General features: G+C 69.1%; 12 protein-coding genes and 2 riboswitches. Of the genes, 3 read left to right on the top strand and 9 right to left on the bottom strand.

Features of this window, described 5'->3' with window-relative positions:
* Positions 1–81: 81 nt before the first annotated feature.
* The 3 genes from gcvH to Q0716_RS04330 form a co-directional block, all read right to left on the bottom strand.
* A complete protein-coding gene (gcvH, locus tag Q0716_RS04340) occupies positions 82–447 on the bottom strand; it encodes a glycine cleavage system protein GcvH (protein ID WP_299020064.1) in 366 nt (121 codons plus the stop codon).
* A gap of 38 nt (positions 448–485) precedes the next feature.
* Positions 486–1,631: a glycine cleavage system aminomethyltransferase GcvT gene (gene gcvT / locus Q0716_RS04335; protein ID WP_299020062.1), complete on the bottom strand. Its 1,146-nt coding sequence runs from the start codon at positions 1,629–1,631 to the stop codon at positions 486–488.
* 48 nt (positions 1,632–1,679) lie between these two features.
* A riboswitch (glycine riboswitch) is annotated at positions 1,680–1,817 on the bottom strand.
* An 8-nt stretch (positions 1,818–1,825) separates the two neighbouring features.
* A riboswitch (glycine riboswitch) is annotated at positions 1,826–1,926 on the bottom strand.
* A 23-nt stretch (positions 1,927–1,949) separates the two neighbouring features.
* Entirely contained in the window at positions 1,950–3,635 is a 1,686-nt protein-coding gene (locus Q0716_RS04330; RefSeq protein WP_299020060.1) for an electron transfer flavoprotein-ubiquinone oxidoreductase, read from the bottom strand.
* 67 nt (positions 3,636–3,702) lie between these two features.
* Here Q0716_RS04330 and Q0716_RS04325 point away from each other — a divergent pair, with 67 nt between their 5' ends.
* Positions 3,703–4,134, top strand: a complete 432-nt coding sequence (locus Q0716_RS04325) for an acyl-CoA thioesterase (RefSeq protein ID WP_299020058.1) — start codon at positions 3,703–3,705, stop codon at positions 4,132–4,134.
* On the opposite strand, the gene Q0716_RS04320 is transcribed toward Q0716_RS04325, so the two are convergent.
* The 3 genes from Q0716_RS04320 to hemH are packed head-to-tail and all read right to left on the bottom strand — an operon-like array spanning position 4,127 to position 6,328.
* Positions 4,127–4,714, bottom strand: coding sequence for a peroxidase-related enzyme (locus Q0716_RS04320; protein WP_299020056.1), 588 nt, complete (start codon positions 4,712–4,714; stop codon positions 4,127–4,129). The genes Q0716_RS04325 and Q0716_RS04320 overlap by 8 nt on opposite strands.
* Positions 4,715–4,756: 42 nt before the next feature.
* Positions 4,757–5,212, bottom strand: a complete 456-nt coding sequence (locus Q0716_RS04315; protein WP_299020054.1) for an RNA-binding S4 domain-containing protein — start codon at positions 5,210–5,212, stop codon at positions 4,757–4,759.
* Between the two features lie 24 nt (positions 5,213–5,236).
* A complete protein-coding gene (hemH, locus tag Q0716_RS04310; RefSeq protein ID WP_299020051.1) occupies positions 5,237–6,328 on the bottom strand; it encodes a ferrochelatase in 1,092 nt (363 codons plus the stop codon).
* Between the two features lie 19 nt (positions 6,329–6,347).
* On the opposite strand from hemH, the gene Q0716_RS04305 reads away from it, so the two are divergent.
* Together Q0716_RS04305 and Q0716_RS04300 are read left to right on the top strand one after the other, a co-directional pair.
* Positions 6,348–7,151, top strand: a complete 804-nt coding sequence (locus Q0716_RS04305; RefSeq protein WP_299020049.1) for an HAD-IA family hydrolase — start codon at positions 6,348–6,350, stop codon at positions 7,149–7,151.
* Positions 7,148–7,822 carry a glutathione S-transferase family protein gene (locus Q0716_RS04300; RefSeq protein ID WP_299020048.1) on the top strand — a complete coding sequence of 225 codons (675 nt, stop codon included), beginning with the start codon at positions 7,148–7,150 and terminating at the stop codon, positions 7,820–7,822. Before Q0716_RS04305 ends, Q0716_RS04300 begins: the two co-directional genes overlap by 4 nt.
* On the opposite strand, the gene hpnE is transcribed toward Q0716_RS04300, so the two are convergent.
* The 3 genes from hpnE to Q0716_RS04285 are packed head-to-tail and all read right to left on the bottom strand — an operon-like array spanning position 7,819 to position 13,192.
* The gene (gene hpnE / locus Q0716_RS04295) at positions 7,819–9,186 is read right to left on the bottom strand and encodes a hydroxysqualene dehydroxylase HpnE (RefSeq protein ID WP_299020047.1); all 1,368 of its coding nucleotides are present in this window, start codon (positions 9,184–9,186) and stop codon (positions 7,819–7,821) included. The two genes, Q0716_RS04300 and hpnE, sit on opposite strands and share 4 nt — an antisense overlap.
* Complete coding sequence (gene hpnD / locus Q0716_RS04290) at positions 9,183–10,061, bottom strand: presqualene diphosphate synthase HpnD (RefSeq protein WP_299020046.1); 879 nt, start codon at positions 10,059–10,061, stop codon at positions 9,183–9,185. The genes hpnE and hpnD overlap by 4 nt, the downstream gene beginning before the upstream one ends.
* Positions 10,058–13,192, bottom strand: coding sequence for an efflux RND transporter permease subunit (locus Q0716_RS04285; protein WP_299020045.1), 3,135 nt, complete (start codon positions 13,190–13,192; stop codon positions 10,058–10,060). Before Q0716_RS04285 ends, hpnD begins: the two co-directional genes overlap by 4 nt.
* Positions 13,193–13,194 lie beyond the last annotated feature (2 nt).

Raw genomic sequence — 13,194 nt, 5'->3', positions numbered from 1 at the left:
ATGCCGATGTGGCGCGCCACGAATTCGGCGGGGTTTTCCAGGGCAGACAAGGGGGTGGGGGGCGTCATCGCGCGGCTCCGTTCACTGGGCCAGTTGGCGGTAGGCGGTCTCGTCCAGCAGCGCGTCCAGTTCGGCGGGCTGACTCAGGCGCACCTTGAAGAACCAACCCTCACCCAGCGGGTCGCGGTTGGCCAGCGATGGGTCGGCGCGCAACGCCTCGTTGACGGCGACGATCTCGCCGCTGACCGGCATGTAAACGTCGGCGGCGGCTTTGACCGATTCAACCACGCCGGCCACTTCTTTTTGCGGCAGCGTTTTGCCCACTTCGGGCAGCTCCACGAACACGACGTCGCCCAGCGCATCTTGCGCGTGGTGGGTGATGCCGACGGTGGCGGTGTCGCCATCGACGCGGATCCATTCATGGTCGGGGGTGTACTTGATGGTCATGATCATCGACTCCAACGGTGGGGAAGGAAAGGGGGCGGTCAGCCGCGGTGGTAGCGCGGCGCGACGAAGGGCAGGGGCACGACTTCCATGGGCACGGGCTTGCCGCGGACGATGGCGTGCAATACCGTGCCCGGGCTGGCGTGCTCGGGCGGGACGTAGCCCATGGCGATCGGCACGTCCAGCGTGGGCGACAGCAGCCCGCTGGTGACCTGGCCCACCGGCAAACCCGCTGGGGTGTGCAAGGGGGCGGGTTCGCGCACCGGCACACGCTGCTGGGCGCGCAGACCGACGCGCACGCGGCTCAGGGGCAGGCTGCCATCCAGTTGCGCCAATACGCGCTCGGCGCCGGGAAAGCCGCCTTCGCGCGCGCCGCCGCGCCGACGCACCTTCTGGATGGCCCAGGCCAGGCCTGCCTCGATGGGGGTGGTGTGGGTGTCGATGTCCTGCCCATACAGGCACAGGCCCGCTTCCAAGCGCAGCGAGTTGCGCGCCCCCAAGCCTACCGGGTGCACCTCCGGCTGTGCCAGCAGCGCGCGTGCAAAATCGATGGCGGCGTCGGCCGGCAGCGAGATCTCGAAGCCGTCCTCGCCGGTGTAGCCGCTGCGGGTGGCGTAGAGTGACGCACCGTGCCAGGTGAAGGCGCCGCCGGTCATGAAGACCAGATCCTGCACGCCGGGCAGCAGGCGCGCCAGGGCCGTCACTGCCAGCGGCCCTTGCAGCGCCAGCAGCGCACGTTCGAAGTGGGCGCGCACCTCGCAGCGCTGCCCGATACGCGCTTGCAGATGCGCCAGGTCGGCGTGCTTGCACGCGCCATTGACCACGAGGGTCAGGTCGCCCCCTTGCGCCAGATCGCGGTTGACGAACATCAGGTCGTCCAGAATGCCGCCGTCGTCGGTCAGCAGCAGGCCGTAGCGCTGGCGGTGCGGGGCGAGCCCCAGCACGTCCATGGGCAGCAGCGTCTCCAGCGCCGCGGCGGCCTCGGGGCCGTGCAGCGTGATTTGCCCCATGTGTGAGACGTCGAACAGCCCGGCTGCCTGGCGCGTGTGCTGGTGCTCGCGCAGCAGGCCGTCCGGGTATTGCACGGGCATGGCGTAGCCGGCAAACGGCACCATGCGCGCCCCGAGGGCCAGGTGAAGGTCGTACAGGGGGGTCTGGAGCAGCGCTTCGGTGGTGGCAGCGGACATGGTCGATCTGACAAACAGGTGGTCACGACCGGCGCCCGAAGGCACCGGGGCACACCTGCTGTCCGCTTTACCTGAGAGATTCGCCGACGCCGCGCCACCCATGCGGTCGCGCACGCCGCTTGCTCCTTCGGTGGGCGACGCCTGGCACTGGGGCCGCTGGCGACGCCTCTCTCCAGCAGGCAAACACCCCGCGGGGTGTTGCATCAGTCCTTTTGCCTGAGCGTTCGGCGTTGGCCTGCGCCTTCGGCGGCAGTTCGACGCCATGGCGTCATCTGCGCTCTCCTGATGCGCCGCATTGTAACGCGACGTCGGCGCCCATCACATGCCGGCGTAATTCGGGCCGCCGCCGCCTTCCGGCGTCACCCAAACGATGTTTTGCGTCGGGTCTTTGATGTCGCAGGTTTTGCAATGCACGCAGTTTTGCGCGTTGATGACGAGCTGTGGCCCGCCGTCCTTCTCGACGAACTCGTACACCCCGGCAGGGCAGTAGCGGCTCTCCGGTCCCCCGTAGAGGGCCAGGTTGACCGCTATCGGCACCGTTGGATCCTTGAGCGTGAGGTGAGCGGGCTGGTTTTCTTCGTGGTTGGTGTTGGACAGGAAAACGCTGCTTAAGCGGTCGAACGTGAGCACGCCATCGGGCTTGGGGTAGCGGATGGGCTCGACTTGACTGGCCGCGTGCAAGCGAGCGTGGTCGGGGCTGTGGCGATGCACGGTCCAGGGCGGACTCTGGATGCCCAGCTTGGGCAGCAGCCAGTGCTCGATGCCGGTCATCAGCGCCCCGATGGTGTTGCCCTTTTTGAACCACGTCTTGAAGTTGCGCGCCCGATGCAGCTCTTGATAGAGCCAGCTCTGCTCGAAGGCGGCCGGGTACGCCGCCAGCTCGTCGTGTTGGCGCCCCGCTTGCAGCGCCTCGAACGCCGCCTCGGCGCACAGCATGCCGGTCTTGATGGCGGCGTGGCTGCCTTTGATGCGTGCGGCGTTGAGGTAGCCCGCGTCGCAGCCCACCAGCGCACCCCCGGGGAAGACGGGCTTGGGCAAGCTGAGCAACCCCCCCGCCGTGATGGCACGCGCGCCATAGCCGATGCGCTTGCCGCCTTCGATGTGCGCCCGGATGGCGGGGTGCGTCTTCCAGCGCTGCATCTCCTCGAACGGGCTCAACCACGGGTTTTGATAGTCCAGCCCCACCACGAAGCCCAGCGTGACCTTGTTGCCCTCGAGGTGGTACAGAAACCCGCCGCCGTAGGTGTGTTCGTCCAGCGGCCAACCGGCGGTGTGCACCACCAGCCCGGGCTTGGCTTTTTCAGGTGGGATTTCCCACAGCTCTTTGATGCCGATGCCGTAGGTTTGCGGGTCCTTGCCCTCGTCGAGCCGGAAGCGCGCGATCAACTCCTTGCCCAGGTGCCCGCGCGCCCCCTCGGCGAAGACGGTGTACTTGGCGCGCAGCTCCATGCCGAGCTGAAAGGCGTCGGTCGGCTGCCCGTCCTTGCCCAGGCCCAGGTGTCCCGTGGCCACGCCCACGACGCGACCCTGCTCATCGTAGAGCACCTCGGCGGCGGTAAAGCCCGGGAAAATCTCCACGCCCAGCGCCTCGGCCTGCTCGCCCATCCATTTGGTCACGGCACCCAGGCTGATGACGTAGTTGCCATCGTTGTGAAAGCACTCGGGCAGTAGCCAGTGCGGCGTGCGCATGGCGCTGCCTTCTTCCAGGAACAGCACCTCGTCACCGGTGACGGGCTGGTTCAGCGGCGCGCCGCGCTCCTTCCAGTCGGGCAAGAGCTCGGTGATGGCGCGCGGGTCCATGACCGCCCCCGACAGGATGTGCGCGCCGGGCTCGGAGCCTTTTTCCAGCACGCAGACGCTGACGTCGACGCCTTTTTGGGCGGCGAGTTGTTTGAGCCGGATGGCCGTGGCCAGCCCTGCCGGGCCCGCGCCGACGATGACGACGTCGTATTCCATGGCCTCGCGCGGGCCAAACTGCTCGATCAAATGCGCCGGGGTTTTCATGCGCTGCATTGTAGTGGCGATGGCCTTACCATCGCTGTCAAGTCACCGACAAGATGGACCACCGCCCATGCGCATCGACCTGCCGACCGACAAGCGCCTCGTGCACACCATGACGATTCCCATCCGTTGGGGGGACATGGATGCCATGGGGCACGTCAACAACACCGTGTACTTTCGCTACATGGAAAGCGCCCGGCTGCAATGGATGGGCGAGTGGGGTATGCCCGCCAACCCGCGCGGCTGCGGGCCAGTGATCGCCAACGCGTTCTGCAATTTTTGGCGGCAGCTCGAGTACCCGGGCGACGTGATCGTGCGCAGTTATGTGGGCGCGCTAGGTCAGCGCTCGTTCGACATGTTCCACGAGCTGCTGCGCACGGATGGCGGCGATACCGTCTATGCCAACGGGGGCGCGACGGTGGTGTGGGTGGATTTTCCGGCGCAGCGCTCGGTGCCATTGCCCGCTGCGCTGCGCCAGCGGCTGGCCGAGGGCGTCACTTGACCTTGGGCAGGCGGCCGAGCAAATAAAACTCGTCGTTGGGCTGCATGCCGCTGAAGGACGCCATGCGATTCGACAGGCCGAAGAAGGCGGTGATGGCCGCGATGTCCCAAATGTCCTCGTCGTCCAGGCCGTGCGCGTGCAGCGCCGCGAAGTCGGCGTCGTCGATGGCGTGTGATTGCTGGCAGACCTTTATCGCGAAGTCCAGAATGGCGCGCTGGCGCGGGCTGATGTCGGCCTTGCGGTAGTTGATGGCCACCTGGTCGGCGATCAGGGGCTTTTTTTCGTAGATGCGCAGGATGGCTCCGTGCGCGACCACGCAGTACAGGCACTGGTTGGCGGCGCTGGTAGCGACCACGATCATTTCGCGCTCGCCCTTGGTCAGGTTGGAGGTGCGGCCGACGGTCTCGGGCATCATCAGCGCGTCGTGGTAGGCAAAGAAGGCGCGCCACTCCGCCGGCCGGCGCGCCAGCATCAGAAACACGTTCGGCACGAAGCCGGCTTTGGCCTGCACGTCGAGGATGCGCTGGCGGATGTCGTCGGGCAGATCGGTCAGCTCGGGCAGTGGATAGCGGGGGTTCATGCGGGGCTCCTGTGTGGCCATGGGTCGAGGGGGATGGGGCGCTCACTCGTCCAGCGAGGCGCTCCAGCGTGCGTTCCACGCCGGCGGTGTGCGCAGCGCGTCGAAGCGTCGCCGGTCGCGTTTGGTGGGGCGGCCTTGGGTCAGCGTGGCCGCCGGCTCCGGGGCCAGGCGGCGCAGCTCGGCGTGGCGTTCGCGCGCGGCGATGGATTCGGGCGTTTCCTCGTACAGCAGCATGGCCTGGCTCGCCGGGCCGCGCACGGCGGAAAGCGCGCGCACGACCACCGTGCGCTCCACGTCGCCAGTGCGCAGTCGAATGACGTCACCCGGCCGGGGTTCGCGGCTGGCCTTGGCGGGCGCCCCGTTGACGAGCACACGGCCGCGTTCGAGCATCTCGGCGGCCAGCGCGCGCGTCTTGTAAAAGCGCGCCGCCCACAGCCACTTGTCCAGGCGCACGCGGCCGGGGGTGTCGTCTGGCGTGGGCGGAGAGTGGCGGGCCATGGCGTGCGCCTTACCCCTGACCGGTCACTGCACCGCCCCCAGCGCCAGTGCCCGCTCGCGGCTGGCCGCGCGTTCGGCGTCCGACGGCTGCACCGTCGTGGGCCAGCCTGCCAAGTGGCGCTCGGCGATGTCGGCCAGCGCGCCCAGCCACGTCGGGTCGTCGTTGAGGCACGGGATGTAGTGAAAGGTCTGGCCGCCCGCGGCCAGGAACGCCTCGCGCGCCTCCTGGTCGATTTCTTCCAACGTCTCGATGCAGTCGCCGGTAAACCCCGGGCAGATCACGTCCACCCGCCGTACGCCCTGGCGCGCCAGCGCCACCAGCGTGGGTTCGGTGTAGGGCTCGAGCCACTTGGCGCGGCCGAAGCGCGACTGGAATGTCATCACGTATTGGTCGCGCGACAGGCCCAGCGCCTCGGCCAGCAGGCGGCCCGTCTTATGGCATTCGCAGTGGTAGGGGTCGCCGCGCTGCAGTGTGCGCGCAGGCATGCCGTGAAAACTCATCACCAAGCGCTCGGGCTGGCCCGCGTGGGCCCAGTGCGCGCGCACCCGCTCGGCCAGTGCGGCGATGTAGCCCGCGTCGTCGTGGTAGTGGTTGACGAAGCGCAGCTCCGGCACCCAGCGCAAGCGGCCCGCCCAGGCATAGACTTCGTCCAACACGCTGGCGGTGGTCGCCGCGCAGTACTGCGGGTAGGCGGGCAGGATGAGGATGCGCGTGCAGCCCGCGGCCTTGAGCGCGTCGAGCTCGCGCCGCACCGCGGGTTGGCCGTAGCGCATGGCCCAGCGCACCTGGACGCGGTGGCCGCGTTCTCCTAGCATGCCTTGCAGGTATTTGGCCTGGCGTTCGGTCCAGACTTTGAGCGGCGAGCCGTCCGGCGTCCAGATGGTGGCGTATTTGGCGGCGGATTGGCGCGGCCGCACGTTGAGGATGATGCCGTGCAGGATCGGCCACCAGATGGGGCGTGGGATCTCGACCACGCGCGGGTCGCTCAGAAATTCGGCCAGGTAGCGCCGCAGCGCGGCCGGTGTGGGCGCCTCGGGGGTGCCCAGATTGACCCAGAGGATACCGGTGTGGGCCGCCTGGCCATGGGTGTAGGGGGGCTCGGTGCGCATGGTCATGCGGTATTCTCGCGCAGACATGTTCGACCCTGCACGCGTGCGCGCGATCACCCTCGATCTGGACGACACCCTGTGGCCGGTATGGCCGACGATCGAGCGCGCCGAAGCGATGCTGCAGCAATGGTTGCACGCGCATGCGCCGGCGACGGCTGCCTTGTTGCACGAGCCAGCGATGCGGCGCGCCATCCGCGCCGAGGTCGAGCGGCAACACTCCCAGCACCGCCACGACCTGAGCTTTTTGCGCCGCGAGGCAATCCGTGCCGCCCTGCGCCGGGCGGGCGACGATCCCGCGCTGGCCGAGCCGGCGTTCGAGGTGTTTTTTGCCGAACGGCAGCGCGTGACGCTGTTCGAAGATGTGCGCCCGGCCCTGGAGGCGCTGGCCGCGCGCTATCCGGTGGTCGCGCTGTCCAACGGCAATGCCGATGTGCAGCGCGTCGGCATCGGCCAATGGTTCCATGCCCGGCTGGGCGCGCGCGAGGCGGGGGTGGCCAAGCCCGACGCGCGAATTTTTCGCGCCGCCGCCGCCCTGGTCGGTGTGGCGCCCGAGCATGTGCTGCACGTGGGCGACGATGTCCATCACGACGTGCTGGGCGCGCTGCATGCAGGCATGCAGGCAGCGTGGGTCGATCGCGCCGGGCGTGAGTGGCACGCAGCGCTCGCTGCCCCGCCCCATGGCCCCACGCCCGCAGTAGCAGAACCCGCGGCGCCGCACGAGCGCCCCCACCTGCAGGTGCCCCACCTGGTGGCGTTGTGCGAGGCGTTGGGGCTGGCGTCCGTGCACTCGGTAGTCCCTGTCAACTCCCCCTCGAAAGGCTCGACATGATCACGATCCATGGCATATTCGCCTCTCGCGCCGTGCGCCCGCTATGGGTGGCGCAGGAATTGGGCATCGACTATCAGCACATTCCCACGCCCTACCAAGGGGGTGCGACGCGCACGCCGGAATTTTTGGCACTCAACCCCAACGGCCACATCCCCGTGCTGATCGACGAGCGGCCCGAGGGGCGCGTGGTGGTATGGGAGTCGATGGCGTGCGCGCTCTACTTGGCGCGCCACCACGGCCGCGGGGACGGCAGTGACCTGGCGCCCGCCTCGCCGGCGGAGGATGCCGAGGCGCTGCGCTGGGCCTTCTGGGCCATGACCGAGTTGGAGGCCGACGCACTGACCGTGCTGATGCACCGGCGCGGACTGCCCCCCGAGCGGCGCGACGCCGACCGGCTGGCCGCCGCGGAGCAGCGCGTGCGCGGGCCGCTGGCCGTACTAGAGGCGCACTTGCAGGTGCAGGCGCAACGTGGCTGGCCCCATCTAGCGGCGGAGCGCTTTACGGTGGCGGACGTGTGTGTGGCCAGCGTGGCCAACTGGGTGCGTTCGTCGCCCGAGCTGATGCATGCCTTCCCCCATGTGCACGAGTGGCTGCAACGCTGCCATGCACGCCCGGCGTATCGGGCGCTCAAAGAGAAAGAGGCGGCGCAAAAAAGCAGCGCCGCCGGCTAGGCGCGCGCCGACAGCGCGGCGGCAGCGGCCAGCCCGCTGCGCACCGCACCCTCCAGGGTCGCGGGGTAGGGGCCGTCGATGGCGTCGCCCGCGGCCAGCAGGCCGGGTGCCACGTGCATGCCGGGGCGTCGCAGGCCGGGGGTGCAGGCGAAGGTGGCGCGTTTTTCCACCACCGTCGCAAGCGGCGTACAGCCGCCCAGCCCCAGCTGGCGCTGCAATTGCTCTTGCACGGCGCGCAAGAGCGCGCTGCGATCGGTGGCCAGCGCTGGCGCCGGGGCACTGGCCACCAGCGCGAGAACCGGAGCGCTGTTGGCCAGCGGCCGGCGCCAAAACACGAATTGCGCGGGGGCGGTGACCGCGTGGGTGTGCAGCGCGAGCATGGGCTCGGCCGCCGGCCAATGCCAGTCCGGGGGTGGGCGCAGGTAGACCGTGGCGATGGGTTGGTGGTGCAGGGCGGCTGCCGTGGCGCACCAGGCGGCGACAGTCGGCTCGGCGTCCAGGCCAGACGCGGCCAGCAGGCGGGCCGTGGCCGCGACCGGGCAGGCCAGCACCACGGCCTGGGTGTGCACGGTATCGCCGCAGGCCAGGTGCAGCCACCAGCCAACGCCAGCCGCACGTTGCAGCGCCACCACCCGCGCGCCGGTGCGCAGCACGGCACCGCCCGCGCGCAGGGTGGCGATGGCGGGATCGGGCAACAGTTGGCCCAGGTCGGCGCGGGGCAGCAACAGGTCGCTCGGCGCCCAGGGGGCGGGGGCAGGCCCCAGCAGCGCATCGCGCAGCACGCGCCGGAAAACCCAGGCGCTGGCACGGTCGATGGGGGTATTGAGCGCCGCGACGCACAGGGGCTCGATCAGGTCGCGCACCACCGGATCTGGCAGCCCTGCGCAAAGGTTGGCCACCGGGGTGTCGGGGCTGCGGGCATCCACGGGGCGCAGCCACCCCGCCAGGGCGCGCAGCGCCGCCAGCCGCGCCCGCCATGGCCAGGGACGTGCGCGCAGCAGGGCCGCGCCCAGCGCCAACGGCGCCAAGCGGGGTGGCAGGCGCGGGCCCCAAGCAGACGGCACCAGGCCCATGCCATCGGGGTAGCGCAGGGTCAGCGGCAGGCGCTGCAGTGTCTGGGCCAGCGGCACGCCCAGGCGTCGCATCAGGCCCAGCGTGGCGGTGTAGGCGCCGATCAGGATGTGTTGTCCATTGTCCAGCGGCCATGTCGTGCCGGCCTCGTCCAACACGGGCACGGTACGCGCGCGGCCACCCCAGTAGGGAGACGCCTCCAGCAACGTCACGTGCCAGCCAGCATCCTGCGCGGCGATGGCGGCGGCCAAGCCGGCCCAGCCGCCGCCCACGACGGCCACCGTTCGCGTCACAGCCGCCCCAGGGCCTGCACCTTCCAGGCCAGCCAGAATTTGCGCAGCGGCGTCAGCGCCACGCGTTGCGTCAGCACCAGCATCGGGTCTTGGGCGATCTCGTCCAGTAGCGCGCGGTAGATGCTGGCCATCATCAAGCCTGGTTTTTGTGCACGCCGGTCGGGCGCCGGCAGCAGTGCGATCGCCTCCTCATAGATGGCCAGCGCGCGCTCGATCTGAAAGCGCATCAGGGCGCCGAAGCGTGACGCAAAGTCGGGGCTGGCCCCGACACCGCGGCGCAGGATCTCGTGCGCCTTGACGTCGAAGCGCTGCAGCTCGGCAATGGGCAGGTACAGCCGACCACGCAGCGCGTCTTCGCCCACGTCGCGGATGATGTTGGTGAGCTGAAACGCCAGCCCCAGCCGATGTGCGTAGTCGGTGGTGGCGGGTTGGGTCTGGCCAAATATGCGCGCCGCAACCTCGCCGACGACGCCCGCGACTAGGTGGCAGTAGCGCTGTAGTTGCGCAAAATCCAGATAGCGGCTTTGCTGCAGGTCCCACTCGCACCCCTCGATGACCTGCAGCAGCGGCTCGACTTGCAGGCCGTAGGGCTGGATGTGCGGCTGCAGGGCCACGAGCGCCGGATGTTCCGGTGTCTGACCGGCGAAGGTGAGCCGCACCTGCTCGCGCCACCAGGCCAACTTGGCTTGTGCCACGGCGGGGTCGTGCACTTCATCGACGATGTCGTCGATCTCGCGGCAAAAGGCGTAGAACGCGGTGATGGCGGCGCGTCGCGGCGCGGGCAAAAACAAAAAAGCATAGTAAAAGCTGCTGCCCGACGCCGCCGCGCGCTCCTGGGCATAGGCCTGGGCCTGCGCCAGCCGCTCGGGCGTCATGTCGCCGCCTCCCGCGCCCAGCGCGCAGCCACCGGACGCATGAACAGGCCGTACAGCAACGGCACCATGAACAGCGTCAGCGCCGTCGAGACCAGCAACCCCCACACGATGGCCGAGGCCACTGGGCCCCACAGCAGACTTTGCCCCCCCAGCCCGAACGCGAGCGACACGAGCCCACCGATGGTGGTGGTGCTGGTGATGAGGATGGGCACCACGCGCCGCCGCGCCGCCCAGACGATGGCGTGCATCAACCCCAGTCCCTGGCGCAGCCGGTCGTTGGCGGCGTCGATGAGCACGATGGCCGAGTTGACCGCGATGCCGGTGAGCGCGATGACCCCGTACAGCGTGTACAGCGACAACGGGTGGCGCGTGATGGCCAGGCCAATGGCCACCCCGGCGAAGGCCAACGGCACCGTGACCAGGATCATCAGCGGCTGGCCGTAGCTGCGAAACTGGGCGGCCAGGATCAGGTAGATCAACCCGACGCCGAGCAAGAACAGTTGCTGCATGGCGGCCAGGCTTTCGTTGATGTCTTCCAGCTCGCCCGAAAAGTCCAGATCGACGCCAGGGTGCTGCAGTCGCAGCGTGTCCCATGCGGCCTGGATGCGGCGGTTGGCCTCGGTGGTGTCGAGCACGGCCTTGTCGAGATCGGCCTCGACCGTGATGGCGCGGCGCAGGTTGTGGTGGCGAATGAAGCCGCGCGTGGGCTGGAGTTCCGCCTGCACCAGCGCCCCGAGTTGCGTCACCTGGCCGTTGGGCAGCGTCACCGGCGTGGCCAACAGCGCCGAGGGGTCCGGCGGTGGTGCGTCGAGCAGGCGCTGGCGCACGCGCAGCTCGATCTTGTCGCCCGCCTCGCGCGTGAAGGCCACCACCTCGCCGTCGACCGCCAGCCGCACCAGCCGTGTGGCCTGCGCGGGCCCGATGCCCAGCTCGCGCAGCGCCTCGGGTTGGAGCGTCAGGCGCAGCATGCCGCGCCCGGGTATGTTGTCGTCCTGGATGTCGCGCGTGCCGGGCAGGGTGGCAATGACGGCCTTCAAGGCGTCGGCGGCGGCTTGGATCTGGTCGAAGTCGTCGCCGCGCACTTTGACGCTGATGGGCTTGCCCGCCGGCGGCCCGCCCGACAGCAGCGTGAAGCTCTTGCGCCCGGGGCCGGGCAGCGTTTCGACCTCGCGCCGCATCGCCTCCACCACCTCTTGCACCTCGCGTGCGCCCGGCGTGCGTGGATTGAGCGAAACGAACACCTGCCCGTAGGCGTCACCGTATACCGGTTCGGTCTGGGTGAACTTCAGCCCCGCGGTCGAGGTGACGGCGCGCGCTTCGTGCCCCTGCGCGGCGTCGCCCACGCCGCGCAGGTGGCGGCGCACCACTTGCTCCACCCGCTCGGTCTCGGCCAGCGTTTCTTCCAGTGAGGCGCTGGCGGGCATGTCGACGTTGACGTAGAACGCCCGGATCGGGTCGAAGGCGAAAAACTGCACGCGCACCACGCCGGTGGCCAGCAGCGCCGCGGCACCCGCCACCACCAGCGCGCCCAGCCCCAAAAAGGTCCAGGGCCGACGCAGAACCACCACCAGCGCCTGCCCGTAGCGCAGGCGCAGCGCGCGGTTGAAGCGGTTGCGCCAGCGTTGCACGCGCCCCGGCTGGTCCAGCCGCACCTTCATCATGGCCACGTGTACCGGCATCATCCAAAACGCCTCGACGAGCGAGATCAGCAACGCCAGCGTCACCACGAACGGGATGATGAACATGAATTTGCCGACGATCCCCGGCATCAGCATCAGGGGCAAAAACGCGGCCAGCGTCGTCGCCACCGAGGCCAACACGGGTTTCCACACCTCGGCAATGCCGTCCAGGCAGGCCGGCAGCGCGGCCTGTCCGCGCTCGATGCGGTAGTAGATCGCCTCCACCACCACCACGGCGTCGTCCACCAGCATACCCAGCGCGATCACCACGCCCAGCAATACGGAGATATTGAGGGTGTAGTCCATCCCCTGCAAGACGGCAAATGTGCCTAGCAGCGAGAACGGGATGCCGAGCGCGACCAGCACGCCGATGCGCCAGCCCAAAAACACCCAACTGACCGCCAGCACCAAGACGACGCCATAGAGCGCGTTGGTTTGCATGACGTCGATCGCCTCGCGCGTGGGGATGGTCTGGTCATCGGTCAGCGTTAGCTGCAGCCCCTGGGTGGCCAGCACGGCGTTTTCGCGCTCGATGAAGGCGCGCACATCGTCGAGCAGCCTCAAGGTGTTGACGCGGGCTTTTTTGGTCAACGCCAGCGAGATCGCAGGCTGCCCGTCCATCGACGCCAGCTGCGACGGTTTGGCGCGCGCCCACGTTACTTGGGCCACGTCGCCCAAGCGGGCGAACGCACCGGGCCGCACAGCGGACGTCACGGTCAGTTGCGCCAGGCGTTCCGGGTCGAGCTCGACGCCGCTGACGGCGATCGTCCACACGCCTTGCCGGGTGGCGAGTGTGCCCGCCGCGGTGTCGCGCCAGTGGGCGCGCAGCGCGTCTGCCACGTCAGCGGCCGTCAGCCCGCGCACCGCCAGCGCCGCCGGATCGGGGCGCACCAGCAGCTCCGGGTCGCGCAGCCCAGAGGCGAACACCTGGTCGACGCCGCGCAGCCGCTCCAGGGCTTGGCGGATGCGCCGCCCCTCGCGCCGCAGCACCTCGTCGTCGGCCGGCCCGGTTAGCCGCATGATGGCGGTGGGAAAGCCGTTGGAGGTGGAAATCTCGAGCACGCGCGGCTCGCGCGCCTCATCGGGCAGCTCGGCGCTCGCTTTGTTTTGGATCTCGCGCCGCAGATCGTTCATGCGCTTGTCGAAGGTACGCTCGTCGATGTCGCCAAAGCGCACCAGCAGACTGGAGACATTCTCGCGCGAGCTGGAGCTCACGAACCGAATGTCGGCCACGCCCTGGATGGCATCCTCCAGCGGGTTGGTGACCAGCCGCTCGACCTCCTCGGCACTGGCGCCCGGCAGCACCGTGGTGACGTTGACCCAGTTGAAGTTGATCTCCGGGTCGCGCTCGCGCGGCATTTGCACATAGGCCAGCAGGCCCAGGAGCATGACGACCGCGAACGCGATGTTGGCCAGGGGGTGGTTGGTGATGAGGGCGCGCAGCAGCCGCATGG

It is taken from the genome of uncultured Tepidimonas sp., assembly GCF_938045175.1.
Classification (GTDB): domain Bacteria; phylum Pseudomonadota; class Gammaproteobacteria; order Burkholderiales; family Burkholderiaceae_C; genus Tepidimonas.
The sequence above is the reverse complement of the archived record's forward strand: the minus strand, read 5'-3'. Positions and strand labels throughout refer to the sequence as shown.

What these genes read in the sequence shown, in the direction of transcription:
- gcvH (WP_299020064.1), bottom strand. Translation starts at nt 447, where the DNA reads ATGACCATCAAGTACACCCCCGACCATGAATGGATCCGCGTCGATGGC.
- gcvT (WP_299020062.1), bottom strand. Translation starts at nt 1,631, where the DNA reads ATGTCCGCTGCCACCACCGAAGCGCTGCTCCAGACCCCCCTGTACGAC.
- Q0716_RS04330 (WP_299020060.1), bottom strand. Translation starts at nt 3,635, where the DNA reads ATGAAAACCCCGGCGCATTTGATCGAGCAGTTTGGCCCGCGCGAGGCC.
- Q0716_RS04325 (WP_299020058.1), top strand. Translation starts at nt 3,703, where the DNA reads ATGCGCATCGACCTGCCGACCGACAAGCGCCTCGTGCACACCATGACG.
- Q0716_RS04320 (WP_299020056.1), bottom strand. Translation starts at nt 4,714, where the DNA reads ATGAACCCCCGCTATCCACTGCCCGAGCTGACCGATCTGCCCGACGAC.
- Q0716_RS04315 (WP_299020054.1), bottom strand. Translation starts at nt 5,212, where the DNA reads ATGGCCCGCCACTCTCCGCCCACGCCAGACGACACCCCCGGCCGCGTG.
- hemH (WP_299020051.1), bottom strand. Translation starts at nt 6,328, where the DNA reads ATGACCATGCGCACCGAGCCCCCCTACACCCATGGCCAGGCGGCCCAC.
- Q0716_RS04305 (WP_299020049.1), top strand. Translation starts at nt 6,348, where the DNA reads ATGTTCGACCCTGCACGCGTGCGCGCGATCACCCTCGATCTGGACGAC.
- Q0716_RS04300 (WP_299020048.1), top strand. Translation starts at nt 7,148, where the DNA reads ATGATCACGATCCATGGCATATTCGCCTCTCGCGCCGTGCGCCCGCTA.
- hpnD (WP_299020046.1), bottom strand. Translation starts at nt 10,061, where the DNA reads ATGACGCCCGAGCGGCTGGCGCAGGCCCAGGCCTATGCCCAGGAGCGC.
- Q0716_RS04285 (WP_299020045.1), bottom strand. Translation starts at nt 13,192, where the DNA reads ATGCGGCTGCTGCGCGCCCTCATCACCAACCACCCCCTGGCCAACATC.